Origin of the sequence: Streptomyces sp. NPDC088354, from assembly GCF_044753585.1 — a bacterium.
Taxonomy (GTDB): Bacteria; Actinomycetota; Actinomycetes; order Streptomycetales; family Streptomycetaceae; genus Actinacidiphila.
This window is the reverse complement of the sequence record NZ_JBIVNJ010000020.1, coordinates 19,396-42,745: the sequence shown is the minus strand read 5'-3', so window position 1 is coordinate 42,745 and position 23,350 is coordinate 19,396. Positions and strand designations below refer to the sequence as shown.

Here is a 23,350-nt window from a genome sequence, read left to right as displayed (position 1 = left end):
TCAGGGGCGCTCGGTGAGGGTTCCTGTGCGCACCGCGTCCAGGAACGCGTTCCACTCGGTGGGGGAGAAGAGCAGGGCCGGGCCGCGCACATCCTTGGAGTCGCGGACGGCGAGCTGTCCCGAGAGCGGCCCGGAGGGGAGCAGGGCCGTCTCGACGCAGTTGTTCGCCGCCGTGCTGTAGCTGCTGCGTCGCCAATTCACGCCGAAGAGGGACGCACTGGAGGAAACGTACTGAGGCAGTGCGCTGGACATGGGGGTGTGCCTCCTTACGCGCCTTTGCCGATGCCGGTGATGAAGGACAGCGACTGTTCACTCGACAGGGCGTGGGAGCGCAATCTGTTGAAGGCGGCACCGTACGCCCTGATGTCCTCTTTCTGATCCAGATAGAGACTACTCGTCAACTGGTCGAGAACGACAACATCCAGATCAGCAATGCGCGGAAACGAGAAGATGACGAAAGGCCCCGTGACGCCGATATGGCCACCGGCCGAGAAAGGCAGCACCTGCAGATGCACATGGGGCAGGGAACCGAGCTCCACAAGATGGCTTAATTGCGCCGCCATCACTTCCGGGCCCCCCACACTGCGCCGCAGCACCGCCTCGTCGAGCACGGCCCACAGCTCCAGCGGCGGTGACCCGCGGAGCACCGCCTGCCGCGCCATGCGCACGTCGACCAGCGTCGCGACCTGCCGCGGGCCGAGCTGGGGCAGCACCGAACGGGTCAGCTCGCGGGCGTAGTCCGGGGTCTGCAGCAGCCCCGGCACCACGGTCGTCTCCAGGGTGCGGGCCCGGCAGGCGTCGGTCTCCAGACTGATGAAGTCCCGGTACGCGGACGGGAGTTCCTCCCGGTACTCGTGCCACCAGCCGCGCCGGACGCCCTCACCGCCGGCCAGCGCAGCCAGCATGTCGCGCAGCCGCTGGTCGCGGACGCCGTACGCGTCCAGCAGTGCGGTCACGTCCTCCGGGCGCACGCCGCTGCGGCCGGTCTCGATGCGGCTCACCTTGGACTGATGCCAGCCCACGCGGAGGGCGACCTCTCCGCTCGTCAGGCCGGCCGTGTCCCTGAGACGGCGCAATTCGGAGCCGATCTTGCGGCGGCGGACCGCCGGCACCTGCTGCATGACTGTGTACCTCCTGGTTCCCGGCATGCCCCGCCGGTCCCCGGGCGAAGTCTGCCGCGCAAATACGTTCTCTCGTAGCAGAGTTCACCGCTTTGGGCGACAGATATATGCATATAGCTGTGGTGGCCCCTGTTTAACGGCACGATGGGTGGCACTCTGGCGCGTGGAAGCCGGTGCGCACCGTACGGGAAGTACGGACCACCGGCGGCCGGGCGCGCGGCCCGGACAGGCGTGCGCCGGAGTCCCGGTCACGGCGGGAAAGGGACAGCGTCGCCATGGCAGACCATCAGGAAGTATCCGTCACCCTGCCGAGCGACCCTGCCTCGGTACCCGCGGCCCGTCGTTACGTGTGCGACCTGTTGGTGGAGTGGGGGATGGCGGAGGACTCGTCGCCCGCCGACGCCGTCCGGCTCATCGTCTCCGAACTCGCCACCAATGCCGTCCTGCACACCCTCGGCCAGTCGCCGACCTTCACCCTCGACGTCCAGCTCGACCGCGACGAGCAGTTGCGGATCGGGGTCACCGACAGCCACCCGCGCTGGCCCCAGCGGCTGCCGGCCGCCGTCCAGCAGGACAACGGCCGCGGCATGGTGATCATCCGGCACCTCACCGCCGAGGCCGGCGGCCGGCTCCATGTCACCCCTACCGTCGAGGGCGGCAAGACCGTCTGGATCACCCTTCCGTGGGTGGCCGCGGCCGCCCCGGTGGAGTGAGCGCCGCGCCCGGCGTCGTCGCGGGGCGCCGGTAGGTTCCCAGCAGCAGGGCGCGCAGGGTGCGGACGCCGGGTGACGTGTCGTCACCGCGGCTCGCGAGCGCGATCGTCCGGTGGATACCGGGTGCCGCGAGCGCACGCACCCCGAGCGGCACCACCGAGGACTCCGCCATCATCCTGGGCACCAGACCCATCCCGAGCCCCGCACTGACCAGTGCGCACACCGTCACGTAGGCGGGGGTCTCGCACACCACGACCGGGCGCACGCCCGCGGCCCGCAGCGCCGCCTCCATCGCCTGCCGGTTCGGGTAGTCGGGTGCGCTGCTCACCAGCGGCTGGCCCGCGAGCTCGGCCCAGCGCATCGGGCCGGGCGCGGCGGCCAGCGCGTGCCCGGGGGACGTCACGAGGACCAGGTCCTCCACGAGGAGCGGCTCCACCGTGACGCCGGGGGGCGGTGCCGGATCCGGCCCCCCCTCGTAGTTATGGGTCAGCGCGAGGTCCGCGTCCCCGGCGGCGACGGCGGCCACCCCGGCCGGCGGCTCGTACTCGGCGACGCGCAGCTCCACCTCCGGGTGTTCGCGGCGGAAGGCGGTGAGTACGGGCGGCAGCAGATGGATGCCCGCCGTCGTGAACGTGCCGATGCGCAGCCGGCCCCCGGACAGCCCGCGCAACTGCGACAGTTCCAGCCGGGCCCGGTCCATCTCGTCCAGCGCCCGTCGGGCGTGCGCGACCAGCACCTCGCCCGCCGCCGTGAGCCGCGCGCCGCGGTGTGTCCGGACCAGCAGCTCGGCGCCGGCCTCCCGTTCCAGCTTGGCCAGCTGCTGAGAGAGCGCCGGCGCGGTGTAGCCGAGGCGCGCGGCGGCCCGGGTGATCGATCCGGCCTCGGCCACCGCGACCAGCCCGGCGAGACGGGTGGAGTCGAACAGTAAGCATTCCTTTGGACTGGCCCTCAAGATTGCACATACACACTAAGGGTCCCGGGGCCCCACGCTGGCAGGCATGGACGCACATCTCATCGCCTTCTGCGGGGTGGCGGCCGGCATGGTCGTGATGCCGGGCGCCGACTTCGCCGTGGTCGTGCGCAACGCGCTCGGATCCCGCCGGACCGGGGTCGCCACCGGTGTGGGGATCGCCGGCGGGCTGCTCGTGCACACCGCCCTCGCGGTCGCGGGGCTCGCCGCGGTGCTGGTGGCGGTGCCCACGCTGTTCCGGACCGTGCAGCTGCTGGGCGGTGCCTATCTGCTCTTCCTGGGGTCGCGCGCGGTCGTGGCGGCGGTGCGCCGCGGCCGCTCCGGCGCGGCGGACGGCGCGGCCGGCGGCGACCAGGACCCCGGCCGCGGGGTCGTGCGCGGGCTGCGGCAGGGCTTCCTGACCAACGCACTCAACCCGAAGGCGCCGGTGCTCTTCCTCAGTCTGCTTCCGCAGTTCGTCCCGGCCGGGCAGCCCGCCGTTCCCCGCACCCTGCTGCTGAGCGCGATCGTGGTGGCCATGGCGCTGATCTGGTTCCCCGGGGTGGCGCTCCTGGTCGACGGGCTCGGCACCTGGCTGCGCAGGCCCGCGGCGGCGAGCTGGGTGCGGGGGGTCAGCGGCGGCATGCTGGTGGCGCTGGGCGCGGTGCTGCTGACCGGGGTGCGGCCCTGAGGCGTTCAGTCGTGAGCGGGCACCAGCAGTGCCTCCGCGCCGATGGGTGTGAAACCCGCCGCCAGGAGCGCGCGCACGCTCGCCGCGTTGCCCGGGGCGATCTGGGCCCACAGCGTCCCGCCGTCCGGGACGAGGCGGCGTGCCTCCAGGGCCAGCCGTCGGCCGAGCCCGGCTCCGCGCGCCGCGGGCTCGACCTCGACCGCCATCTCCCACCGGCCCGCCACCCCGCGCCCGATGAGCACGGTGCCGCCCGGGACCGTCCACACGCGCACCTCGTCCCGGTGCGCCAGTGCCCGCGCCGCGCGAGGGTGCTCGCGCCCCGCGGTCTCCCGCAGGGCCAGCGGGGGGCCGGGTGGCGGACCGGGCAGGGCGGCGGCCGTCGCCAGCAGGTCGATGCCGTTCACCCGGCGCCCGAGCAGCCCGCCCAGGGCGGTCAGGAACGGCGGGTTGAGCGGCGCCGACAGGTCGCCGGGCGGCAGCAGTTCGCGGACGCGGCCGGGGTCGGCATCGGCGAAGACCACGGTGTGGGCCGTGAAGGCGAGGACGCCCGCGTCGCGTGCCGAGGGCTGCGGCAGGACCGTCACCGAGCCGTCGGGGGGCGGGAGGACACCCTCGGCGGCATCGGCGATCAGCTGCTGCAGCGTCATGGCCTCACGCTACGCGCGCCGGTACGCCGCGGGGCCTCCGGGTGGGCGCGTCCCGGGGCCCCGCGACGGGCGGTCACTTCACACGGCCGTACCAGACGCTGCGGGTCCAGATCTTTTCCAGGCGTACCCTGCCGCCCGGCTTGGGGGAGTGCCAGATCCTCCCGTGGCCCGCGTATATCCCGACGTGGTAGATGCTGCTCCCGTAGTGGAAGAACACCAGGTCCCCGCTGGTGCGGTCGGAACTGTGGATGTGCCGTGTGCTGTTGTACTGCGCGGCGGCGGTGCGAGGCAGCTTCCTGCCCACCCTCTTGAACGAGTAGAGCGTCAGGCCGGAGCAGTCGAAGCTGCGGGGGCCGGTGGCCCCGTACCGGTAGGGAGCGCCCTTCTTCGAGGCCGCGACCTTCAGTGCCTTGGCCCGGATCGTCGCGGCCTCGGCGTGCTGGGCCATGTCCGGAAGGACCGCGGGGCCGGCAACGGCAGCCGCCGTGAGGGCGGATACCGCCCCGAGCCGGGAGAGAACCGCGGACATGGCTGATGGCGCGATCATGCGCAAACCCTTCGTCGTCCGCCTGCGAAGGATGACCTGTCGGGTTCGGGCAGGCGAAGATGCCCGGCCGCTGCTGCGGCTTCACCCCAAGGGATCGGCCCGGGGGCCGGTCCCGTCGTACTCGGGTCCTCCGCTCCTGCCGTTGCGTTCGGTGTCGACCTGGCGTCCGCGACGGCGGCAGGACTCGGCGTCCGCGCGGACCGCCCCGCCGGATGACGGGGGCTTGTCGTCGAAGGGATGGTTACTCACAGAACCGGTCAGGACATAGCTCATCCGGTCGAATGTGAGTCTCTTCACGACTCACCTATTCGGGTGGACTCCGGTCTCGGGAGCCTCGCCTGACGACTCGAAACCAGTCGAACACCTGCGATGGAGCGTCAGATTCCGGATGTGTGCGGCCGGGGAGCGCAAGTCGGGACCGAGCGCGCGTCGACGCCGCGTACAACGATCGGGCGAGTCCATTCGGTGTCACTTCGTGTCGGGGCCGTGGTGGCGCATGACACGGTCGCGGAGAAGTGATCCGAACCCCCGGCGATGTGACGTCCCCTCAGCGAGGCGGCGGGGGAGGGAGGGTGACCATTCGCGTACGCCGTTCCCCGTCGAGCACGCGCAGGGCCCGCTCGATCGTCGTGGTGTGCAGTTCGCTCTCCCCCCGCAGATGCATCGTGGCCAGCGCGTCGCGCAGCTCCGCCGCCCGCCCCGCCAGGGCCTGGGCAGCCCGCAGCGCTCCGTAGGTGTCCCGGACGCGGGCGGGGTTGATCCTTCCCAGCAGATCCACGACCTCCAGATACGTGTCGATGAGCTCGCCCTCGGCGCGGGTCAGGGCCGGCAGCGGCGGCAGTTCGGGCAGCACGGCCGGTCACCGCAGGGCGCGCGGGCCGGTCCCGTCGTCACCCTTGCGGCTGACGGTGAGCCGGTCCACCAGTCCGTACGCGAGCGCGGACGGGGCGTCGAGGATCATGTCGCGCTCGATGTCGGCCCGGATCCGCTCCGCGTCCCGTCCGGTGTGCCGTACCAGCAGCTCCTCCAACTGGTCACGACTGCGCAGCAGTTCCCTGGCCTGGATGTCGAGGTCGGCGGTGGTGCCCTGGACGGCCTCCGAGAAGGAGGGCTGATGGATCAGTACCCGCGAGTGGGGAGTCGCCAGCCGCTTGCCCGGGGTCCCGGCCGCCAGCAGCACGGCCGCGGCCGACGCGGCCTGGCCGACGCACACCGTCGAGACGTCGCAGTTGACGAACTGCATGGTGTCGTAGATCGCCGTCATGGCGGTGAGCGACCCGCCGGGGGAGTTGATGTAGAGCGAGATGTCCTGCTCCGGGGCGGCGCTCTCCAGGTGGATCAGCTGGGCGATGACGTCGTTGGCGGACGTGTCGTCGATGGGTGTGCCCAGCAGCACGATCCGTTCCCGGAGCAGCTTGGAGTACGGATCCAGGGAGTGCACAGCCTCACTGGTGCGCTCGGTGAACTCGGGCAGGACGTAGCGGGCGGTCGGTCGAAGCATTGCGGCACCTCCGTCGGGGCACGGGTCCCCGTTCAGGTAAAAATGTACAGGACGTACATCCCGTTATGATGGGGAGCATGGCCCATGAAGTCCCCGTGACACAAGCGAGAGCAGAGCTCGCCGAGCTCATCAACCGTGTCGTCTACGGCGGTGAGCGCGTCGTCGTGACGCGCCACGGCAAGCCGCTCGTCGCCCTCGTCTCCGCCGCTGACCTGCAACGACTCCAGGAACTCGACGAGGCCGCGGACGAGGCCGTGGTCAGTACCGTCTCCTCGGTGCGCCCCACGCTGTCCGCCACGGGCGAACGGCGCCGCTTCGGTATCGCCGCCGAGCACCGCGGCACGACGAACGCCCGCCACGACGGAGCCTGAGCGGCACGCCGCCGCGTGCCGCGCCCGCGCGGCCCGGCCGGCGGGGTCCGCACGTGTCGTGCGCGGCGGGCCCGGGACGTCGTGGCATGCTGCCCGGGGCGCCCGGCGCGGCGGCGGGCCTCCGTCGAGGGGCGGCGAGTTAACGCGGACGAAACGACGCGGAACTAGCCTGCGACCTCCGGCTGTCGGAGAACGGAGCCGCAGGTCAGGGACGGCCCGCGGACCCGCTCACCCGGGACGACTGCGAGGTGTGGCCATGCAACTGACCCCTCATGAGCAAGAACGCCTGCTCATCCATGTCGCCGCCGACGTGGCGGAGAAGAGGCGGGCCCGGGGGCTCAGGCTGAACCATCCCGAGGCGATCGCCCTGATCACCTCGCACATCCTGGAGGGCGCCCGCGACGGGCGGTCCGTCGCCGACCTCATGGCCTCCGGTCGCAAGGTCCTCGGGCGTGACGACGTCATGGACGGCGTGCCCGAGATGATCCACGACGTCCAGGTCGAGGCCACCTTCCCGGACGGCACCAAGCTCGTCACCGTCCACGAGCCGATCGCCTAGGGGGCCCGCGTGATCCCCGGAGAGATCCTTTACGGCGACGAACCGGTCGAGCCCAACGCGGGCCGGCCGGTGACCCGCCTGGTCGTGCTCAACGCCGCCGACCGCCCGGTCCAGGTCGGCTCCCACTACCACTTCGCCGAGGCCAACCCGGGACTGCGCTTCGACCGCGCCGCCGCCCGCGGCAAACGGCTGGCCGTCGCGGCCGGCACCGCGGTGCGCTTCGAACCGGGCATCCCCGTGGAGGTGGACCTCGTGCCGATCGGCGGCGCGCGTGTGGTCGGGGGACTGCGCGGCGAGACCGGAGGTGCCCTCGATGGCTGAGCTCTCCCGCGCCGTCTACGCGGACCTGTTCGGGCCGACCACCGGTGACCGGGTGCGGCTCGCCGACACCGATCTGCTGATCGAGGTGGAGAGAGACCTGTCCGGTGGCCCCGGCAACTCCGGGGACGAGGTCGTCTTCGGCGGCGGCAAGGTGATCCGCGAGTCGATGGGGCAGTCCCGGGCCACCCGCGCCGAGGGCACCCCCGACACCGTCGTCACCGGGGCGCTGATCCTCGACCACTGGGGCGTGGTCAAGGCCGACATCGGCATCCGGGACGGCCGCATCGCCGCGATCGGCAAGGCCGGCAACCCGGAGACCATGGACGGGGTGCACCCGGACCTGGTCATCGGCCCGGAGACCGAGATCATCGCCGGCAACGGCAGGATCGTGACCGCGGGCGCCATCGACGCCCACGTCCACTTCATCTCCCCGACGATCGCCGACGAGGCCCTCGCCTCGGGGATCACCACCCTCGTCGGCGGGGGGACCGGCCCCGCTGAGGGCACCAAGGCGACCACGATCACCCCGGGGCCCTGGCACCTGGCCCGGATGTTCGCCGCGCTGGAGCACTACCCGGTCAACATCGGCCTGCTGGGCAAGGGCAACACCGTCTCGCAGGAGGCGATGCGCTCCCAGCTGCGCGGCGGCGCGCTCGGCTTCAAGATCCACGAGGACTGGGGTGCGACCCCGGCGGCGATCGACGCCTGCCTCACGGTGTGCGAGGCCACCGGCGCCCAGCTCGCGCTGCACACCGACACGCTGAACGAGGCCGGATTCGTCGAGGACACCCTGGCCGCGATCGCCGGGCGCGGCATCCACGCGTACCACACCGAGGGAGCGGGCGGCGGGCACGCGCCGGACATCATGACGGTGGTGGCGCACCCCAACGTGCTGCCCTCGTCCACGAACCCGACCCGGCCGCACACCGTCAACACCGTCGAGGAGCACCTCGACATGCTGATGGTCTGTCACCACCTCAACCCCTCGGTGCCGGAGGACCTCGCCTTCGCCGAGTCCCGGATCCGGCCCGGCACCATCGCGGCCGAGGACTTCCTGCACGACCTGGGCGCGATCTCGATCATCTCCTCGGACTCGCAGGCGATGGGGCGGGTCGGCGAGGTGGTGCTGCGGACCTGGCAGACCGCCCACGTGATGAAGAAGCGGCGCGGTGCGCTGCCCGGTGACGGGCGTGCCGACAACCTCCGTGCACGTCGATATGTCGCCAAATACACGATCAACCCGGCGGTCGCCCAGGGCCTCGACGGCGAGATCGGCTCCGTGGAGCCCGGCAAGCTCGCCGACCTCGTCCTGTGGGACCCCGCGTTCTTCGGCGTCAAACCCCAACTGGTGATCAAGGGCGGCCAGATCGCCTACGCGCAGATGGGCGACGCCAACGCCTCCATCCCGACCCCCCAACCGGTCCTGCCCCGTCCGATGTTCGGTGCGCTCGGTCGGGCACCCGGCCTGAACTCCGTGAACTTCACCACCGCCACGGCGCTGGAGGACGGCCTGCCGGAACGGCTCGGCCTGGCCAAGGAGTTCGTCGCCATCCGCAACACGCGCCGGATCACCAAGGCCGACATGCGCGAGAACGACGCCATGCCCCGGGTCGAGGTCGATCCCGACACCTTCACCGTCCGTATCGACGGCGACGTCGTCGAGCCCGCCCCGGCCGTGGAACTCCCCATGGCCCAGCGCTACTTCCTCTTCTGAGCGCGGCCATGACCGCGATTTCGACCACGACCACGACCACGACCACGACGACGGCGACGGCGACCGGTGCCGTCGCCACCGCGACCCGGGCGGCACTGCTGGTGCTGGCCGACGGCCGCTTCCCCGCCGGTGGCCACGCGCACTCCGGCGGCGCGGAGGCCGCGGTCAAGGCGGGCCGTATCCGCTGCCCCGCCACGCTGGAGTCCTTCTGCCGGGGCCGGCTGCACACCGCAGGACTGGTCGCGGCGGCACTGGCCGCCGCCGCGGCCGCCGGCCTCGACCCGCTGGAACTGGACGAGGCCGCCGACGCCCGCACCCCGTCGCCCGCGCTGCGCGCGACCGCGCGCCGGCTCGGCCGGCAACTCACCCGGGCCGCCCGCGCGGCCTGGCCGTCGGAGGCCCTCGACGCGCTCGCCGCCGCCAGGCCCCGCGGCGCCCACCAGCCCGTCGTCCTGGGCCTGACCGCCCGCGCCGCGGGCCTCACCCCGCCGGACGCCGCCCACGTGGCGGCCTACGAGTCCGTGACCGGACCGGCGACCGCCGCCGTACGCCTGCTGAGCCTGGACCCGTTCGCCGTGACCGCCGTGCTCGCACGGCTCGCCCCCGACCTGGACGAGGTCGCGCGGCGGGCCGGTGACGCGGCGCGGCGCGCGCTGACCGAGGGCACCGGCGCGCTGCCCGCCGCGTCCGCGCCGCTGCTCGACGTGTACGCCGAGCAGCACGCCACCTGGCCCGTACGCCTCTTCGCCTCCTAGGACGCCACCATGCATCTCGACCACGACCACGAGTTCCCCGAGCGCTCCGCGTACACCACCCCCGCCACCCCCGTCACCCGCCTCGACGGCAGCCGCCGCGCGCTGCGCGTCGGGCTCGGCGGCCCCGTCGGCTCCGGCAAGACCGCCACGGTGGCCGCGCTGTGCCGGGCGTTGCGCGACCGGCTGTCGCTCGCGGTCGTCACCAACGACATCTACACCCGCGAGGACGCCGACTTCCTGCTCCGCAACGCCGTCCTGCCGCCCGAGCGGATCACGGCCGTGGAGACCGGTGCCTGCCCGCACACGGCGATCCGCGACGACATCTCCGCCAACCTCGAAGCCGTCGAGGAGCTGGAGGAACGCCTCGGCCCGCTGGATCTCGTGCTCGTCGAGTCCGGGGGCGACAACCTCACCGCGACCTTCTCCAAGGGCCTGGTCGACGCGCAGATCTTCGTCATCGACGTGGCCGGCGGCGACGACATCCCGCGCAAGGGCGGACCGGGAGTGACCACCGCGGACCTGCTCGTGGTCAACAAGACCGACCTCGCCCGCTACGTCGGCTCCGACCTGGACCGGATGGCCCGCGACGCGAAGGCGCAACGCGGTGAGCTGCCCGTCGTGTTCACGTCACTCGTCGCGGAGGACGGCGTCGCCCCCGTGGCCGAGTGGATCCGCGCCCGCATCGCCGCCTGGACCGCGGTCCCGGCGTGACGGGTGTCCGCGCAACCGCACGGATCACCGCCGCCCCCGACGGCCGCGGCGGCACCGCGCTGCCGGAACTCGTCGGGGACGGCCCGCTCGCGCTGCGCCGCACCCGCTCGTCCGAGGGCGCCACGGCCCGGGTCACCGTCGTCGGCGCCATGAGCGCGCCGCTCGGCGGCGACCACCTCGCGATCCACGCGGCCGTGCTGCCCGGCGCCGCGCTGCGCGTGGACGCGGCGGCGGCGACGGTGTCCCTGCCCGGCCGGTCCGGGGAGCCCGCCCACTACGAGGTGCGGCTGACCGTCGGCGAGGACGCCGTACTGCACTGGCTGCCCGAGCCCCTCATCGCGGCCGAGGGCAGCGACCTGCGCATGACCACCACGGCCGAACTCGCCCCCGGTGCCCGGCTCGTGCTGCGCGAGGAGCAGATCCTCGGCCGGGCGGGCGAGCGCCCCGGGCGGCTCGTCTCCCGGCTGGTCGTACGCGTCGGCGGGCGCCCGCTGCTCGACCAGGCACTGTCCTTCGGCCCCGGCGCGCCGGGGTGGTCCGGCCCGGCGGTGCTGCACACGCACCGGGCGGCGGGTCAACTGCTCGTGGTGGATCCGGCGTTCGAGGAGAAGCCGGTGAGCGCGCGCGTCCTCGCTGCGGACCCGGCGCGGGGTGAGGCCGTGCTCACCCCGCTGGCGGGGCCGGCCGCCCTGCTCACCGCCGCGGCGGAGGACGGGCTGTCCCTGCGGCGGCTGTTGTCGGCTAGCGTGGGTCCGTGAGTTCGATAGACACCGATGACACCGAGAGCCCGGGCCGGTACGGCCCCGGCGCGACCACCGAGGCCGAGCCCGAGCAGGTCGGTCCCGTCCGCACCGAGTACTCCCCGGACCACGACGGAGACCCCGACCCCGGGGAAATCGTGTGGACCTGGGTCCCGTTCGAGGAGAACGACGGCCGCGGCAAGGACCGTCCGGTCCTGGTCGTGGCCCGCGAGCCGGCCGGAACCCTGCTCGCCGTCCAGCTCTCCAGCAAGGAGCACAACGACGACCGGGAGTGGGTGCCCATCGGCTCCGGCCCCTGGGACAAGTCCGGCCGCGCCTCCTGGGTCAACGTCGACCGCGTTCTGCGGGTGCACGACGAGGGCATGCGCCGGGAGGCGTGCGCCCTGGACCGGGGCCGTTTCAACATCGTCGTGAACCGGCTCAAGGAGCTCTACCGCTGGCGCTGAGCCCGGCGGCGACGCGAGACGAGGGCCCCCGGGCGGTCGTGCCGCCCGGGGGCCCTCGCGTGCGTGGCCGGTCCGCGGGCCGGTCCGCGGGAGCGTCCGCGGATCACTCCGCGACGACGGAGTACTGCGAGGAGTCGTGCTCCAGCACGCACTTGCGCATGCCGGCGCGACGCGCCGTGAACTCCTCGCTCGCGACGAACGCGAGGTACTGCTCCATGGACGCCCATTCGCTGGTGACGATCCAGCAGTCGGGGTCCTTGACGGACTTGCACAGCTGGGAGCTGATGTACCCGTCGGCCTTGGCGATGTCGTGGTGCACGAGGTCGTATGCCGCCGCATACTGGTCGCCCATGCCCTCGTGCAGCTGGATGCGCAGGACGACGCGCGTTTTCGTGGGTGAAGTCTTCGGTGAAGTACTCATGACCCTCGACCTCCCGTGGGACAACGAGGACGCTGTTGCTTCGCCGGATGCTCACTCTGCGCGGCCGTCGGGCCACGATGCGGGACGGCGGCGGGTCCGGCGGGCCGGGACCGCGAGGCGCGGATCCCCGGCGGGTCGGTGACGTGGCGAGAGGGTGTCCTGCCCCGCGTTTCCCATGAGCGGACTCCCATGGGGCGCGGGCACCCCGAATGCCGCCGTCCCACGACTGTGGCCCCCTCACCCGGGCGGCGCAAAACCGATGAGCCGAACGGGTGAGCGGGCCCTTGGGGCGTCAGGCCGTCAGCTCCGGCGGGTCGGCCGCCGTCGGCAGTGCGGCGAGTGCGCCCGCCGCCTCCCCGGGACCCCCGCGGCGGTGCAGGAGCTCGGTGCGGTGCACCAGCCGCGGTGCGGCCAGCGGTACCGCCACGACGCCCTGACGGCCGGCCACGGCCGACCGGGGCAGCAGTACGGGACCCAGCCCGGCCCCTACCAGGTCGAGCACCCCGCGCACGTCCGGCCCCTCGTAGCGCACGCCGGTGCGGAAGCCCTCGCCGGCCGCCGCCGGGTGGAGTCCCGCGGGCGACACCGCCGCGGCGGGCGCGTCCACCCACAGGGCGTCGGTGAGGTCGGCCAGCCGCAGTCCGGACCGGCGGGCCAGCGGGTGGTCCGCGGCCAGGGCGACGACCAGCTCCTCCTCCGCGCACCGCACGGCCCGCAGGGCACCGGCGCCCGGCATCCCCAGCGGATCGCTCGGCGCGGCGGCGCCGTCCACCAGGCCGAGGTCCAGGTCACCGGCCGTCACGCCGGCCACCACCGCGGCCCGTTCCAGGACCCGCAGCGTCACCTCCGCACGCGGCCGCTGCGCCCGCAGCCGGGCCACCGCGCGCGCCAGACGGCCCCCCATGGCGGGTGCCGAGACCCCGGCCGTGATCCGTGCCGCCGGGGCACCTGACACGCGGGTGACCTCGGCGCGGGCCGCCGCCAGGCGCAGCAGCAGCGGTTCGGCGTGTTCCAGCAGCCGGGCGCCCGCCTCCGTCGGCGTCACCGGCCGTCGTCGCAGCAACTCCACCCCGAGATCGGCCTCCAGGGCGGCGATGTGCTGCGAGACCGCGGACTGGGTGTAGCCGAGTTCCCGCGCGGCGCCGGAGAAGGAGGCGCACCGGACCACCTCGGTGAAGGTGCGCAGCAGATGAGGGTCCACGGCCGATCAGTATCGCTGATCGGCCGTGCGCACATCATCGTTGGACGCGATGCGGACGGGTGCGGACGATGGTGCGCATGACCTCGACCACCGGACGTCCGCAGGCCACCGCCCGTCTCGCCCTCGTCGGCGACCGCTCCGAGTCCGTGCGTTCGCACCGCCGCGTCCCGCGGCTGCTCGAGGCGCTCCGGACACGCGACGGGCTGCTCCTGGACGCCTACTGGATCCCCACCGAGGAGGTCGAGGCGGCAGGCGAGACCGGCGGTGTCGAGGGCTTCGACGCGGTGTGGACGGTGCCGGGCAGCCCGTACCGCAGCGAGGCCGGGGCCCTGGCCGCGATCCGTACCGCCCGCGAGCGGGGCATCCCGTTCCTGGGCACCTGCGCCGGATTCCAGCACGCGCTGCTGGAGTTCGCGCGGAACGTGTGCGGCGTCGCCGGCGCCCGGCACGGCGAGAACGAACCGGACGCGGGGGACGACGCGTTGATCGTGCCGCTCGCCTGCTCGCTGGCCGGGCACGAGGGCCCGCTGCTGATCACGCCCGGCTCGCGCACCGAGGCGGTGCTCGGCGCCACGCGGACCGTCGAGCGCTACCACTGCTCCTTCGGACTCAATCGCGACCGGCTCGGCGAACTCACAGGCCGGGGCCTGGCCTTCACCGGTCACGACCCGGAGGGCGAGCCGCGGATCGCCGAACTCCCGGGCCACCGCTTCTATGTGGCCACCCTCTTCCAGCCGGAGCTGGCGGGGGACGGCTCGGTGCCGCACCCCCTCGTCCGGGCCTTCGCCGCGGCGGCCGTCGCCCGCGCGGTCAACCGCCGCGTCATGCATACGGCTTGGTAAAGATACGCCCGTACGATCTTCTCCTGACGGCCGTGCGGGCGAAATGATCCCCCTGAAGTTCTGTGCTCGCGCCGCCACAAGCGGCTCAACAGCAGGGGGACGTCATCGTGAGACGCACAGCCGTGCTCGGGCTCACCGGAGCCCTGATAGCCGGCACCGTGGTCGCCGCCGCGCCGCAGACCGCGGTCGCCGGGGGCGCCGGCCACGGCCACCATGTGAACGCGGAGGACGCCGGTGTGCGGGTCGCCGCCGCGCGCGCCGCCAGGGCGGGCATCGACTGGGCCGCCTGCCCCGCCGACTGGGGCATCGCCGCCCCCGTCCAGTGCGGCTGGGTCACCGTGCCGGTCGACTACGCCAAGCCGAACGGCAGGACGATCCGGATCGCCGTGGACCGGATCGGCAACACCGGCACCGCCGCCGAGCGGCAGGGCGCCCTGATCTACAACCCCGGTGGCCCCGGCGGCTCCGGCATGCGCTTCCCGCTCCGCGTCACCGCCAAGAACCCCATTTGGACGGCCACCGCCAAGGCGTACGACTTCGTGGGCTTCGACCCGCGCGGCGTCGGCCACTCCGCGCCCATCTCCTGCGTCGACCCGCAGGAGTACGTGAAGGCTCCCAAGGCCGACCCGGTCCCGGACAGCGAGGCCGACAAGCGGGCGCAGCGCAAGCTCGCGGCCGAGTACGCCGAGGGATGCAAGGAGCGCACCGGCGCCGCCATGCTCTCCCAGATGACCACGCCCAACACCGCCCGGGACCTCGACGTCATCCGCGCCGCGCTCGGCGAGCGAAAGCTCAACTACCTGGGCGTCTCCTACGGCACCTACCTCGGCGCCGTGTACGCCACGCTCTTCCCGGGGCACGTCCGCCGCATGGTCGTCGACAGCGTCGTCAACCCGGCCCGCGACCAGATCTGGTACCAGAACAACCTCGACCAGGACGTGGCCTTCCAGGGCCGCTGGGACGACTGGAAGGCGTGGGTCGCGAAGTACGACTCCGTCTACCACATCGGCAGCACGCCGGCGAAGGTCCAGGCGCAGTGGGAGCGGCTGCGCGCCACCGCCAAGGCCCACCCCATCGGCGGTCTCGTCGGCCCGAACGAACTGCTCGGGCTCTTCCAGTCCGCCCCGTACTACGACTCGTCGTGGGCGGCCGTGGCCGGGGTCTGGAGCAAGTACCTCGCCGGGGACACCCAGGCCCTGGTCGACGCGGCGGCCCCGGACCTGTCGGACACCGCGGGCAACACCGCGGCGGAGAACGGCAACGCGGTCTACACGGCCGTGGAGTGCACCGACGCCAAGTGGCCGCGTGACTGGCGCGTCTGGGACCGCGACAACACCCGGCTGCACGCCAGGTACCCGTTCCTGACCTGGGCCAACGCATGGCTGAACCTCCCGTGCGCCACCTGGGGAGTCCCGCAGAAGAACCCGGTGGAGGTGCGGACCGGCCACGGCCTGCCGCGCGTCCTGATCGTCCAGAGCACCCGTGACGCGGCGACCCCGTACCCCGGGGCCGTCGAACTGCACCAGCGGCTCAAGGGCTCGCTCATGATCACGGAGAAGGGCGCCGGCTCGCACGGCGTCACCGGTCTGGTCAATCCCTGCATCAACGACCGGGTGACCGGCTACTTCGTCAGTGGCGCGCTGGACCGCCACGACGTCACGTGCACCCCGCACGCGGCGCCGGTGCCGGCCGCGGGCTGACCCCGGCACCACCCCGCACGAACGGTCCCGGCCCCCGGTCGAGGGGGGCCGGGACCGTTTGCCTCGGCAGGGGGCGGGTCAGGCCGGGCGCACACCCGTCGTGCCCTCGTTGCCGTCACCGGTGTTGACCGTGCCGCGCGGCTCGAACATCAGGATGCGGGTGCCCTCCTCGGCGCGCGGCCGGTGCGGAACGCCCTTGGGCACGGTGAACACCTCGTGCGGGCCGAGCGTCACCGTGCCGTCCGGCAGGTCCAGGTGCAGCCGGCCGGCCAGCACGAGGAAGAATTCGTCGGTGCCGGCGTGGGTGTGCTCGCTGAATTCACCCTCGACATTGGCGACCTTGACGTCGTAGTCGTTGACCTCGGCCAGGACGTGCGGGAGCCACTTCTGCTCCACGGCGTCCATGACGGTGTCGATGTTGCGTTTGTCCATGCTTCCTCCCTACCCGGGGAACGCGGCGGCGAAGGCCGCGCGGGTGGGTGCGTCCCGCTGCCGGTCCAGAACGGCGAAGACGACCCGGTCGAAGCGCTCCGCGAAGCGTCCGCCGGGATGCAGCAGGCCGCGGAACGCCGCCGCGACGCGTACCGGGTCGTTGCGGAACACCCCGCAGCCCCACGCGCCCAGCACCAGCGCCCGGTATCCCCCGGCGGACGCGACCTCCAGTACCCGGCAGGCCCGCGCGTCGATCGCGGCGGGCAGCCGGACGGCGGCCGGCGGGTCCCGGAGCTCGACGACCCCGGCATTGGGCGCCGCGCAGGTGAGGAAGCCCACCTCGAACGGTTCCTCCAGCAGCTCCCCGCGCGGGTCCCGGAACACCGGGACGGCGGGGGAGTGGACGACGCGGTCGCTGTAGAAGGGACTGCCGTCGGTGCGGTGCCAGGTGTAGAAGTCCCGCGCGGCGAGCAGCGTCGTGTACAGGGCCGAGGAGCGGCACAGCGCCTCCTCCTGGGCCTGGGCGCCATTGAGATAGCCGCCGCCGGGATTGCGGGCCGAGGCGAAGTTGAGGACCGCCACCGGACCGGCGCTCTCGCGGTCGAGTCGTCCGGCCGCCTGGAGGCTGTCCTCGCCGGTCACCTCGAAGGCGGTCGGCGCCGCGAGCACCGGTGCGGCACCGGGGTCGACGGGCTCCGGCCCGAGGACCCGGGTGCCCGCGACGGCACGTCGCACCGCCGTGCCGATCGACACCTCGGTGCCCCGCGCCGTGCGGTAGCCGCCCGCGGCGACGACGTCCTCCGTCGCCCGGGCCATCGCCCGCAGCCGGGCGCTCATGAACGATCGCTTCCCACGGCCGAAGGCCAGTGGGGGCCGGTCCGGGGAGCGAGGGGTTTTCCCTCCGCCAGCCAGCGGTCCTCGGCCGCGTAGTCGAAGAGGTCGCCGAAACGGTCGTAGGTGGTGGCCAGCACCGGGAACGCGGCACGCCAGTCACGGTCGCCGAGCCGCGCCACGAGGCCCTGCACGGTCGCCGGCAGCGACTCCGCGTAGCCCGTCACGGCCCGGTAGCCGAGCTCGCGCGCGGCGGCCGCCATGTCGAGGACGAAGGGGTGCGCCGCGCTCCACGGGGTGTCGCCGACGTTCGGGGCCGGCGGCGGCCCGTCCACCAGGACCGTCTCGGCGTCGTGGTCCAGCAGCGCGCCGATCGCGGCGGCGATCTCCGCGACCGTCGGGGCGTACGGATCACCGGCGTTGAGGACGCGCGAGCCCGGACGGCGGGCGGCCAGCCGGACGAGTTCGGCCAGATTGGCGGTGTGGACCGGGTGGAAGCGGCTCTCGCCGTTGTGGGCCATGATCATGACCGGCCGCCTGTCCAGGGCGCGTTTGACGAAATACATCTCGCGCGGGCGCAGGTCGTGCGGGCCGTGGACGGCGCCCGCCCGCACCAGTGTCGTGGGCAGCCGGTCGCCCGCCGCGAGGAGTTCACGTTCGAGGGCGGCCTTGCGCGTGGCGTAGTCGCGCGGCCCCGCGGGGACGAGCGACTGGGTCTCGGGGATCGGGACGGGCAGCACCGGGGCGCCGTCCGGTTCCTCCTGGGTCTGCAGGCTGCGGCCCCGGTCGTCGGCGTAGACCGAGCAGCTGGAGACGACGACGGCGGAACCGATCCGTCCGGACAGGTCCAGCAACTGGCGTGCGTGCTCCGTCCCGTACGCCACGCAGTCCAGCAGCACGTCGCAGCCGTCACCGAGGGCCGAGGCCAGTGCCGCGGTGTCCTCGCGGTCCACCGTGACGGGCCGTACGCCATCGGGCCAGGGCACATCGCCGCCGCCCCCGCGGGAGGCCGCGCGCACCTCCCAGCCGTCCTCCGCGAGGGCGCGCACCGCGGCCCGCCCGATCTGTCCCGTCGCCCCGATCACGAACGCGCTTCCCGTCGTCATGCGGCGACGGTAGGCGGCCGCCCGGGGCCCCGGCCAGGCGGGTTCGCCCTGCGCGGATCCGCTGAGGGCGCAAGGCGCGCGGCGAGGGGCCGCTCAGGCGCCGCGCCGCAGCCGGGAACCGACGCCGCGCCCCGGATTCCGGCTCTGCTGCTCGGCCTTGACGTCCGCGGCGTAGCGGTCGACGTACTCCTGGCCGGACAGTTCCAGGATGGCGTACATGATCTCGTCGGTCACGGAGCGCACCACGAAGCGCTCGTGGTCCATCCCCTCGAAGCGTGAGAACTCCAGCGGTTCGCCGAAGCGGATGGTCACCGGCTTGATGCGCGGCAGCCGGCGTCCGGCGGGCTGGATCTCGTACGTGCCGATCATCGCGCACGGGATCACCGTGACCTTCGCGCGCAGCGCCATCGTCGCCACGCCCACCTTGCCCTTGTACAGGCGTCCGTCGTGCGAGCGGGTGCCCTCGGGGTAGATGCCGAGCAACTCGTCCTTGGCCAGCACCTTCAGCCCCTCCCGGATCGCCGACTCGCCCGCCTTGCCGCCGGAGCGGTCGACCGGGATCTGCCCCGCGCTCCGGAAGAACGCCGCGGTCAGCCGGCCCTTGATGCCGGGGCCGGTGAAGTACTCCGCTTTGGCGAGAAAGGTGATGCGGCGCGGCAGGATCGCCGGCATCAGGAAGTGGTCGGAGAACGACAGGTGGTTCCCGGCGACGATCGCCGCCCCCTCCTCCGGGATGTTCTCCATGCCCTCGATCCTCGGGCGGAACAGCAGCCTGAGGAGCGGGCCGAGGAGCACGTACTTGAGCACGTAGTAGAACACGGTGCGACTCCCAACCGTCCGGCTCGGCCTCGGGGCAGCGTTCTGCCACGTCGGAAGGCGTGTCGGGGACGGCCAGTGTAGGTCCCCGCCTCGCCGTCCGTCACCGGTTGCGGGCGGCCCTCGTGCCGACGTGGGCGAAGTTGGTGTGGACATGACTAATCGTCGGCCCCGGGTTCGCCGCGACATCGTCGGTGAGAGCGCTCTCATGGTATTCCTCCGCACCCTCCGCACCCCCTGCAGACTTTCCTCCCACCACAGTCAGGGGACCTGTCATGAGACGCAGGACCAGCGCGCGCATGGGTCTGTCCGCCTCCTCGTACTGGCCGGGCTGGGCGGCTCGCTCACCTCGCTCTCGGCCGCCGCCTCGACCGCCTCCGCCTCCGCGGCCGGTACCTCGGCCCGCGTCACGGCGCCCGCCGCGGCGGAACTGGCCGGCGTCGTGGCGGGCGATCTGGGGCTGACCCGCGGTCAGGCCCGTGAGCGGCTCCGGGACGAGGCCGCCGCGACGCGGCTGGAGCCGACCGCCCGGCGCGCGGCCGGCGCCGCGTACGGCGGTTCCTGGTACGACGCGGACAGCGGACGGCCGGTCGTCGCGGTCGTGGGTACCCGCGGGGCCGAAGCCGTGCGCGGCACCGGGGCGGCGGCCCGGCTCGTCCGGCACACCGCGGGCGAACTCGACGCGGTGAAGGCCGGCCTGGACCGTGCGGCCCGGGCGAAGGCCGCTCCGTCCGGGGTGACGGGGTGGCGGGTCGACCCGCGCGCCAACCGCGTCGTGGTCGACGTCCGCGCCGGAGCGGAGCACGTCGCCGCCACCGAGGCCTTCGTGGCCCGGGCCCGCCGGGCCGCGCCGTACGCCGTCGTCACCTCGGTCCGGCCGGCCGGCCGGGCCCCGGTGACCCTCGCGGCGGGCACGGTCGGCGGCGACCCCTACTACAGCCACAACATCCGCTGCTCGATCGGCTTCTCCGTCCACGGCGGCTTCGTGACCGCGGGCCACTGCGCCCAGCTCGGCGCGGCCGTGAACGGATGGGACGGCTCCTCCATCGGCGCCTTCCGGGGCGGGACGTTCCCCGGCAACGACTACGGTTGGGTCGACGTCGGCAGCGGGTGGTGGACGGTCCCGGTGGCGCTCGGCTGGGGAGCCGTCCCCGACGCCCTGGTCCGCGGCTCCGCCGAGGCGCCGGTGGGCGCCTCGGTGTGCCGCTCGGGGTCCACGACCCACTGGCCCCGCGGCACGGTCCTGGCGAGGAACGAGACCGTGAACTGCGGCCGGGGCAGCGTGTTCGGCCTGACCAGGACGAACGTGTGCGCCGAACCGGGCGACTCCGGCGGCTCGTTCATCAGCGGTGACCAGGCCCAGGGCGTCACCTCCGGCGGCTGGGGCAACTGCTCCTCCGGGGGTGAGACCTGGTTCCAGCCCGTGAACCCGATCCTGTCCCGGTACGGACTGACCCTCCACACCGCCTGACCACCCGAACGCCCGGCGTCGCCCGGTCAGTGCCCCGTCGCGCCCTCCCTGGCGCGGCGGGGCATCAGGAAGGTGGCCACCAGGGCGACGACGAAGGCCGCCGCCGCCATGAGCGCCGTCCACTGGGCGGCGTCCACGGTGTCCCCGTCGGCCGCGTACGAGAAGAAGGCCGTGCCGAGCACCGCGACACCGACCGAACCGCCCAGCTGCTGAACGGCGTTGAGGACACCGGAGGCCGATCCGTTCTCGTGCTCCTCGACGTCGGCGAGGGCGATGTCGAAGAACGGCGCCATGACCAGGCCCATCGCGAAGCCGTTCAGCAGCAGTGCGGGCAGCAGTTGCCAGGTGGTCGCCCCGTGGCCCGCGAGGTGCACGGTGAGGGCGAGTGCGGCCACCGCGACGGCGGACAGCGCGAAGCCCGCCTGGATGGTGAGCCGGCCGTACTTCGGTCCCAGCACCGCTCCGGAGAGAACGGCGCCGATCACGGTGCCGAGGGACCAGGGGATCATCGAGGCGCCCGCGTGCAGGGCGCTGTATCCCAGGCCCACCTGCAGGTGCAGGGTGAGCACGAGCATCAGCCCGCTGATCGCGGCGAAGAAGACGATGCCCACGACGAGCGCGGCGCTGAAGCCGCGGTGCCGGAACAGACCCGGCTCGACCAGCGGTGATCCGCCGCGGGCCACCAGTCGCCGCTGGTAGCGGACGAAGAGCCAGAAGACCGGGACCGCGCCGGCCATCGACAGGTAGGTCCACAGAGGCCAGCCCAGGTCGCGGCCCTGGACCAGCGGATACACCAGCAGGAGCACCCCGAGGCTGACCAGCGCCGACCCGGGCAGGTCCAGCCGCGGCCCGTGCGGCGCGCGGCCCTCGGGCAGGATGCGCAGCGCGGCGACGAAGGCGACGGCGCCGATCGGGACGTTGATCAGGAAGACCGCGCGCCAGCCGGAGCCGAACAGGTCCGCGTCGGTGAGGAAGCCGCCGAGCACCGGGCCGGCGACCGCGGCCAGTCCCATGACCGGTCCGAAGGCGCCGAAGGCCGCGCCCTGCTCCTGCGGAGGGAACATCTGGCGCAGGATGCCGAGGCCCTGCGGGACCATCATCGCGGCGAACACCCCCTGCGCGGCCCGTCCGCCGATGAGCATCCCGGCCGAGCCCGCCGCCGCGCACAGCGCGGAGCAGACCGTGAACCCGGCGAGTCCGACCAGGAACATCCGGCGGCGGCCGACGATGTCGCCCAGCCGCGCCCCGGTGATCATCAGTACGGAGAACGTGAGGGTGTAGGCGGCGGTGATCCACTGGATCTGTGTGGAGCTGCCGCCGAAGTCCGCGCGGATCGAGGGCGAGGCGACGCCGACGATCGTGGCGTCGAGCAGATCCATGATCTCGACGGCCAGGACCACGGCGAGGCCGAGCTTGCGCAGGGGGTGGCCGCCGGAGGGGGCGGCCGCAGGCGTCGGCGGGGAGAGGGACGCTGATGCTTCGGTGCTCACGGGAGGGGCCTCCGGTTCGGTGCACGGGGCGAACAGTGTTCGTTCGGAACGAACAGTGTTCTAGAAGACGAACGCCGTTCGTGTCAAGTACGCTGTTCGTGTTCAGCTCCCGGAGGTACGCAGCCCGTGACATCGGTCCCCGCCCCGCCCTGGCGTCCCGAGCGCAAGAAGGCCACCCGCCGCACGCTCAGCCAGGAGGCGATCGTCACCGCCGCCCTGCGGATCGTCGACGCCGAGGGCCTGGACGCGCTGAGCATGCGCCGCGTCGCTCAGGAACTGGACACCGGCGCCGCCTCGCTCTACGCGCACGTCGCCAACAAGGAGGAGCTGCTGGAGCTCCTCCTGGACCGTATCCAGACCGATGTGACCCGCCCGGAGCCGGATCCCGAGCGGTGGCAGGAGCAGGTCAAGGAGATGGCCCGCGAAGGCCGCCGGGTCCTCGTCACCCACCGCGACCTGTCCCGGGCCGCCCTGGGCCAGGGCATCCCCTCCGGCCCCAACGCCCTGCTCAACGCCGAGGCCATGCTCGGGATCCTCAAGGCCGGCGGACTGTCCGACCGGGTCTGCTCCTACGGGGTGGACGCCCTGGCGCTCTTCATCACCGCGACCGCCGTGGAGGACGCGCAGCGCGCGCAGGGCTTCGGCGCGTCCGAGGTGAGCCTGGAGGAGCAGGTGGCCCGCGCCCGCGAGTACTTCGCCGCACTGCCGTCCGATCGGTTCCCGCACATCACGGGCATGGTCGACGCGCTGACCCGCAGCGAGGGCGACGAGCGCTTCGAGTTCGGCCTCGACCTCCTCGTCTCCGGCCTCGCCCGGCACGCGACGGGCTGACCGCGGCCGCCCGGTCGCGGCCCGGTGGATCCGCGGGACGGGACGACGCGGTCGCCGGCCGGGGCATCGCGCAGTGCGCCGAAGCCTCGTCGGGTGACCCCTCCAGGTCGGGGCGGGCGGCCGGGTCGTGAGCCGGGACGACTTCGGCGGGCTCACCGGCGGGCGCCGGCCACCGTCGGCCACCGCCCCGGAGCCCCTGGGCGAGGGGGGGTCAGCGGGGTGTGCGGATCGCGAACGTGCCGATCGTCGCGAGGCCGAGCACGACCCAGGCGAACCAGAGCCAGCCGTTCGGCCCGAGGGCCACCGTGTACGCGGTCACGGCGACCAGGCAGGCCACCGTGAGCGCGATCATCGCCTTCGCAGGTGCGGGCATCGAGGCCCTCCTCCCCGGGCGGCGTACGG

The 23,350-nt window shown here is 73.3% G+C and carries 28 protein-coding genes, 1 pseudogene and 1 riboswitch; of the genes and pseudogenes, 14 read left to right on the top strand and 15 right to left on the bottom strand.

Annotation, left to right across the window (positions count from 1 at the left end; translation table 11 throughout):
* Both ACIP98_RS25950 and ACIP98_RS25945 read right to left on the bottom strand, forming a co-directional pair.
* Positions 1-252 carry a DUF397 domain-containing protein gene (locus tag ACIP98_RS25950; protein ID WP_319660683.1) on the bottom strand — a complete coding sequence of 84 codons (252 nt, stop codon included), beginning with the start codon at positions 250-252 and terminating at the stop codon, positions 1-3.
* A 14-nt stretch (positions 253-266) separates the two neighbouring features.
* Complete coding sequence (locus tag ACIP98_RS25945; RefSeq protein WP_319660682.1) at positions 267-1,121, bottom strand: helix-turn-helix transcriptional regulator; 855 nt, start codon at positions 1,119-1,121, stop codon at positions 267-269.
* Positions 1,122-1,396: 275 nt separating this feature from the next.
* On the opposite strand from ACIP98_RS25945, the gene ACIP98_RS25940 reads away from it, so the two are divergent.
* On the top strand, positions 1,397-1,834 hold the full coding sequence (locus ACIP98_RS25940; protein ID WP_319660681.1) for an ATP-binding protein: 438 nt from the start codon (positions 1,397-1,399) through the stop codon (positions 1,832-1,834).
* On the opposite strand, the gene ACIP98_RS25935 is transcribed toward ACIP98_RS25940, so the two are convergent.
* Positions 1,794-2,759: a LysR family transcriptional regulator gene (locus ACIP98_RS25935; protein WP_401978232.1), complete on the bottom strand. Its 966-nt coding sequence runs from the start codon at positions 2,757-2,759 to the stop codon at positions 1,794-1,796. The genes ACIP98_RS25940 and ACIP98_RS25935 overlap by 41 nt on opposite strands.
* Positions 2,760-2,832: 73 nt before the next feature.
* Here ACIP98_RS25935 and ACIP98_RS25930 point away from each other — a divergent pair, with 73 nt between their 5' ends.
* The gene (locus ACIP98_RS25930) at positions 2,833-3,474 is read left to right on the top strand and encodes a LysE family translocator (RefSeq protein ID WP_401978149.1); all 642 of its coding nucleotides are present in this window, start codon (positions 2,833-2,835) and stop codon (positions 3,472-3,474) included.
* A 5-nt stretch (positions 3,475-3,479) separates the two neighbouring features.
* Here ACIP98_RS25930 and ACIP98_RS25925 read toward each other — a convergent pair whose 3' ends face one another.
* The 4 genes from ACIP98_RS25925 to ACIP98_RS25910 all read right to left on the bottom strand — a co-directional run bounded on the left by ACIP98_RS25925 (position 3,480) and on the right by ACIP98_RS25910 (position 6,169).
* The gene (locus ACIP98_RS25925) at positions 3,480-4,121 is read right to left on the bottom strand and encodes a GNAT family N-acetyltransferase (RefSeq protein WP_319660678.1); all 642 of its coding nucleotides are present in this window, start codon (positions 4,119-4,121) and stop codon (positions 3,480-3,482) included.
* A gap of 73 nt (positions 4,122-4,194) precedes the next feature.
* Entirely contained in the window at positions 4,195-4,668 is a 474-nt protein-coding gene (locus ACIP98_RS25920) for a C40 family peptidase (RefSeq protein ID WP_319660677.1), read from the bottom strand.
* A gap of 4 nt (positions 4,669-4,672) precedes the next feature.
* A riboswitch (cyclic di-AMP (ydaO/yuaA leader) is annotated at positions 4,673-4,832 on the bottom strand.
* A gap of 383 nt (positions 4,833-5,215) precedes the next feature.
* Positions 5,216-5,521, bottom strand: coding sequence for a hypothetical protein (locus ACIP98_RS25915; protein WP_401978146.1), 306 nt, complete (start codon positions 5,519-5,521; stop codon positions 5,216-5,218).
* Positions 5,522-5,527: 6 nt separating this feature from the next.
* Positions 5,528-6,169: an ATP-dependent Clp protease proteolytic subunit gene (locus tag ACIP98_RS25910; RefSeq protein WP_401978143.1), complete on the bottom strand. Its 642-nt coding sequence runs from the start codon at positions 6,167-6,169 to the stop codon at positions 5,528-5,530.
* A 77-nt stretch (positions 6,170-6,246) separates the two neighbouring features.
* Between ACIP98_RS25910 and ACIP98_RS25905 the strand changes: the two genes are divergently transcribed.
* From ACIP98_RS25905 to ACIP98_RS25870, 8 genes are all read left to right on the top strand, one after another.
* Positions 6,247-6,540, top strand: coding sequence for a type II toxin-antitoxin system Phd/YefM family antitoxin (locus ACIP98_RS25905; RefSeq protein WP_319660672.1), 294 nt, complete (start codon positions 6,247-6,249; stop codon positions 6,538-6,540).
* Positions 6,541-6,796: 256 nt separating this feature from the next.
* Positions 6,797-7,099 (top strand): urease subunit gamma, encoded by a 303-nt coding sequence (locus ACIP98_RS25900; protein ID WP_319660671.1) that lies wholly within the window; start codon positions 6,797-6,799, stop codon positions 7,097-7,099.
* 9 nt (positions 7,100-7,108) lie between these two features.
* Positions 7,109-7,420 (top strand): urease subunit beta, encoded by a 312-nt coding sequence (locus tag ACIP98_RS25895; RefSeq protein ID WP_319660670.1) that lies wholly within the window; start codon positions 7,109-7,111, stop codon positions 7,418-7,420.
* Positions 7,413-9,134 (top strand): urease subunit alpha, encoded by a 1,722-nt coding sequence (locus ACIP98_RS25890; RefSeq protein ID WP_401978141.1) that lies wholly within the window; start codon positions 7,413-7,415, stop codon positions 9,132-9,134. The genes ACIP98_RS25895 and ACIP98_RS25890 overlap by 8 nt, the downstream gene beginning before the upstream one ends.
* An 8-nt stretch (positions 9,135-9,142) precedes the next feature.
* The gene (locus ACIP98_RS25885) at positions 9,143-9,889 is read left to right on the top strand and encodes an urease accessory protein UreF (protein ID WP_401978139.1); all 747 of its coding nucleotides are present in this window, start codon (positions 9,143-9,145) and stop codon (positions 9,887-9,889) included.
* A 9-nt stretch (positions 9,890-9,898) separates the two neighbouring features.
* Positions 9,899-10,600 carry an urease accessory protein UreG gene (ureG, locus tag ACIP98_RS25880; protein WP_401978138.1) on the top strand — a complete coding sequence of 234 codons (702 nt, stop codon included), beginning with the start codon at positions 9,899-9,901 and terminating at the stop codon, positions 10,598-10,600.
* Complete coding sequence (locus ACIP98_RS25875; RefSeq protein WP_401978137.1) at positions 10,597-11,358, top strand: urease accessory protein UreD; 762 nt, start codon at positions 10,597-10,599, stop codon at positions 11,356-11,358. Before ureG ends, ACIP98_RS25875 begins: the two co-directional genes overlap by 4 nt.
* Before the next feature lie 5 nt (positions 11,359-11,363).
* Complete coding sequence (locus tag ACIP98_RS25870; protein ID WP_319660749.1) at positions 11,364-11,807, top strand: type II toxin-antitoxin system PemK/MazF family toxin; 444 nt, start codon at positions 11,364-11,366, stop codon at positions 11,805-11,807.
* A 103-nt stretch (positions 11,808-11,910) separates the two neighbouring features.
* Here ACIP98_RS25870 and ACIP98_RS25865 read toward each other — a convergent pair whose 3' ends face one another.
* Together ACIP98_RS25865 and ACIP98_RS25860 are read right to left on the bottom strand one after the other, a co-directional pair.
* On the bottom strand, positions 11,911-12,228 hold the full coding sequence (locus tag ACIP98_RS25865) for an antibiotic biosynthesis monooxygenase family protein (RefSeq protein ID WP_319660665.1): 318 nt from the start codon (positions 12,226-12,228) through the stop codon (positions 11,911-11,913).
* A gap of 292 nt (positions 12,229-12,520) precedes the next feature.
* Positions 12,521-13,429, bottom strand: a complete 909-nt coding sequence (locus tag ACIP98_RS25860) for a LysR family transcriptional regulator (protein ID WP_401978136.1) — start codon at positions 13,427-13,429, stop codon at positions 12,521-12,523.
* A gap of 77 nt (positions 13,430-13,506) precedes the next feature.
* Between ACIP98_RS25860 and ACIP98_RS25855 the strand changes: the two genes are divergently transcribed.
* Complete coding sequence (locus ACIP98_RS25855) at positions 13,507-14,271, top strand: hypothetical protein (RefSeq protein ID WP_401978134.1); 765 nt, start codon at positions 13,507-13,509, stop codon at positions 14,269-14,271.
* Positions 14,272-14,378: 107 nt separating this feature from the next.
* The gene (locus ACIP98_RS25850) at positions 14,379-15,971 is read left to right on the top strand and encodes an alpha/beta hydrolase (protein WP_319660662.1); all 1,593 of its coding nucleotides are present in this window, start codon (positions 14,379-14,381) and stop codon (positions 15,969-15,971) included.
* A 78-nt stretch (positions 15,972-16,049) separates the two neighbouring features.
* Here ACIP98_RS25850 and ACIP98_RS25845 read toward each other — a convergent pair whose 3' ends face one another.
* The 4 genes from ACIP98_RS25845 to ACIP98_RS25830 all read right to left on the bottom strand — a co-directional run bounded on the left by ACIP98_RS25845 (position 16,050) and on the right by ACIP98_RS25830 (position 19,159).
* Complete coding sequence (locus ACIP98_RS25845; RefSeq protein ID WP_319660661.1) at positions 16,050-16,403, bottom strand: cupin domain-containing protein; 354 nt, start codon at positions 16,401-16,403, stop codon at positions 16,050-16,052.
* A gap of 9 nt (positions 16,404-16,412) precedes the next feature.
* Positions 16,413-17,240 (bottom strand): TIGR02452 family protein, encoded by an 828-nt coding sequence (locus tag ACIP98_RS25840; protein WP_401978132.1) that lies wholly within the window; start codon positions 17,238-17,240, stop codon positions 16,413-16,415.
* Entirely contained in the window at positions 17,237-18,340 is a 1,104-nt protein-coding gene (locus tag ACIP98_RS25835) for an NAD-dependent epimerase/dehydratase family protein (protein WP_319660659.1), read from the bottom strand. Before ACIP98_RS25835 ends, ACIP98_RS25840 begins: the two co-directional genes overlap by 4 nt.
* Positions 18,341-18,433: 93 nt before the next feature.
* A complete protein-coding gene (locus ACIP98_RS25830; protein WP_319660658.1) occupies positions 18,434-19,159 on the bottom strand; it encodes a lysophospholipid acyltransferase family protein in 726 nt (241 codons plus the stop codon).
* Between the two features lie 272 nt (positions 19,160-19,431).
* Here ACIP98_RS25830 and ACIP98_RS25825 point away from each other — a divergent pair.
* Positions 19,432-20,627: pseudogene (locus ACIP98_RS25825) on the top strand (S1 family peptidase).
* Positions 20,628-20,653: 26 nt separating this feature from the next.
* Here the strand turns inward: ACIP98_RS25825 and ACIP98_RS25820 are convergent.
* A complete protein-coding gene (locus tag ACIP98_RS25820) occupies positions 20,654-22,117 on the bottom strand; it encodes an MFS transporter (protein ID WP_401978130.1) in 1,464 nt (487 codons plus the stop codon).
* 126 nt (positions 22,118-22,243) lie between these two features.
* Here ACIP98_RS25820 and ACIP98_RS25815 point away from each other — a divergent pair, with 126 nt between their 5' ends.
* Positions 22,244-22,948 carry a TetR/AcrR family transcriptional regulator C-terminal domain-containing protein gene (locus ACIP98_RS25815; protein WP_319660655.1) on the top strand — a complete coding sequence of 235 codons (705 nt, stop codon included), beginning with the start codon at positions 22,244-22,246 and terminating at the stop codon, positions 22,946-22,948.
* 211 nt (positions 22,949-23,159) lie between these two features.
* Here the strand turns inward: ACIP98_RS25815 and ACIP98_RS25810 are convergent, their stop codons facing one another.
* Complete coding sequence (locus tag ACIP98_RS25810; RefSeq protein WP_319660654.1) at positions 23,160-23,321, bottom strand: hypothetical protein; 162 nt, start codon at positions 23,319-23,321, stop codon at positions 23,160-23,162.
* Positions 23,322-23,350 lie beyond the last annotated feature (29 nt).

What these genes read in the sequence shown, in the direction of transcription:
- ACIP98_RS25950 (WP_319660683.1), bottom strand. Translation starts at nt 252, where the DNA reads ATGTCCAGCGCACTGCCTCAGTACGTTTCCTCCAGTGCGTCCCTCTTC.
- ACIP98_RS25945 (WP_319660682.1), bottom strand. Translation starts at nt 1,121, where the DNA reads ATGCAGCAGGTGCCGGCGGTCCGCCGCCGCAAGATCGGCTCCGAATTG.
- ACIP98_RS25940 (WP_319660681.1), top strand. Translation starts at nt 1,397, where the DNA reads ATGGCAGACCATCAGGAAGTATCCGTCACCCTGCCGAGCGACCCTGCC.
- ACIP98_RS25930 (WP_401978149.1), top strand. Translation starts at nt 2,833, where the DNA reads ATGGACGCACATCTCATCGCCTTCTGCGGGGTGGCGGCCGGCATGGTC.
- ACIP98_RS25925 (WP_319660678.1), bottom strand. Translation starts at nt 4,121, where the DNA reads ATGACGCTGCAGCAGCTGATCGCCGATGCCGCCGAGGGTGTCCTCCCG.
- ACIP98_RS25920 (WP_319660677.1), bottom strand. Translation starts at nt 4,668, where the DNA reads ATGATCGCGCCATCAGCCATGTCCGCGGTTCTCTCCCGGCTCGGGGCG.
- ACIP98_RS25910 (WP_401978143.1), bottom strand. Translation starts at nt 6,169, where the DNA reads ATGCTTCGACCGACCGCCCGCTACGTCCTGCCCGAGTTCACCGAGCGC.
- ACIP98_RS25905 (WP_319660672.1), top strand. Translation starts at nt 6,247, where the DNA reads ATGGCCCATGAAGTCCCCGTGACACAAGCGAGAGCAGAGCTCGCCGAG.
- ACIP98_RS25900 (WP_319660671.1), top strand. Translation starts at nt 6,797, where the DNA reads ATGCAACTGACCCCTCATGAGCAAGAACGCCTGCTCATCCATGTCGCC.
- ACIP98_RS25890 (WP_401978141.1), top strand. Translation starts at nt 7,413, where the DNA reads ATGGCTGAGCTCTCCCGCGCCGTCTACGCGGACCTGTTCGGGCCGACC.
- ACIP98_RS25885 (WP_401978139.1), top strand. Translation starts at nt 9,143, where the DNA reads ATGACCGCGATTTCGACCACGACCACGACCACGACCACGACGACGGCG.
- ureG (WP_401978138.1), top strand. Translation starts at nt 9,899, where the DNA reads ATGCATCTCGACCACGACCACGAGTTCCCCGAGCGCTCCGCGTACACC.
- ACIP98_RS25865 (WP_319660665.1), bottom strand. Translation starts at nt 12,228, where the DNA reads ATGAGTACTTCACCGAAGACTTCACCCACGAAAACGCGCGTCGTCCTG.
- ACIP98_RS25855 (WP_401978134.1), top strand. Translation starts at nt 13,507, where the DNA reads ATGACCTCGACCACCGGACGTCCGCAGGCCACCGCCCGTCTCGCCCTC.
- ACIP98_RS25845 (WP_319660661.1), bottom strand. Translation starts at nt 16,403, where the DNA reads ATGGACAAACGCAACATCGACACCGTCATGGACGCCGTGGAGCAGAAG.
- ACIP98_RS25840 (WP_401978132.1), bottom strand. Translation starts at nt 17,240, where the DNA reads ATGAGCGCCCGGCTGCGGGCGATGGCCCGGGCGACGGAGGACGTCGTC.
- ACIP98_RS25835 (WP_319660659.1), bottom strand. Translation starts at nt 18,340, where the DNA reads ATGACGACGGGAAGCGCGTTCGTGATCGGGGCGACGGGACAGATCGGG.
- ACIP98_RS25810 (WP_319660654.1), bottom strand. Translation starts at nt 23,321, where the DNA reads ATGCCCGCACCTGCGAAGGCGATGATCGCGCTCACGGTGGCCTGCCTG.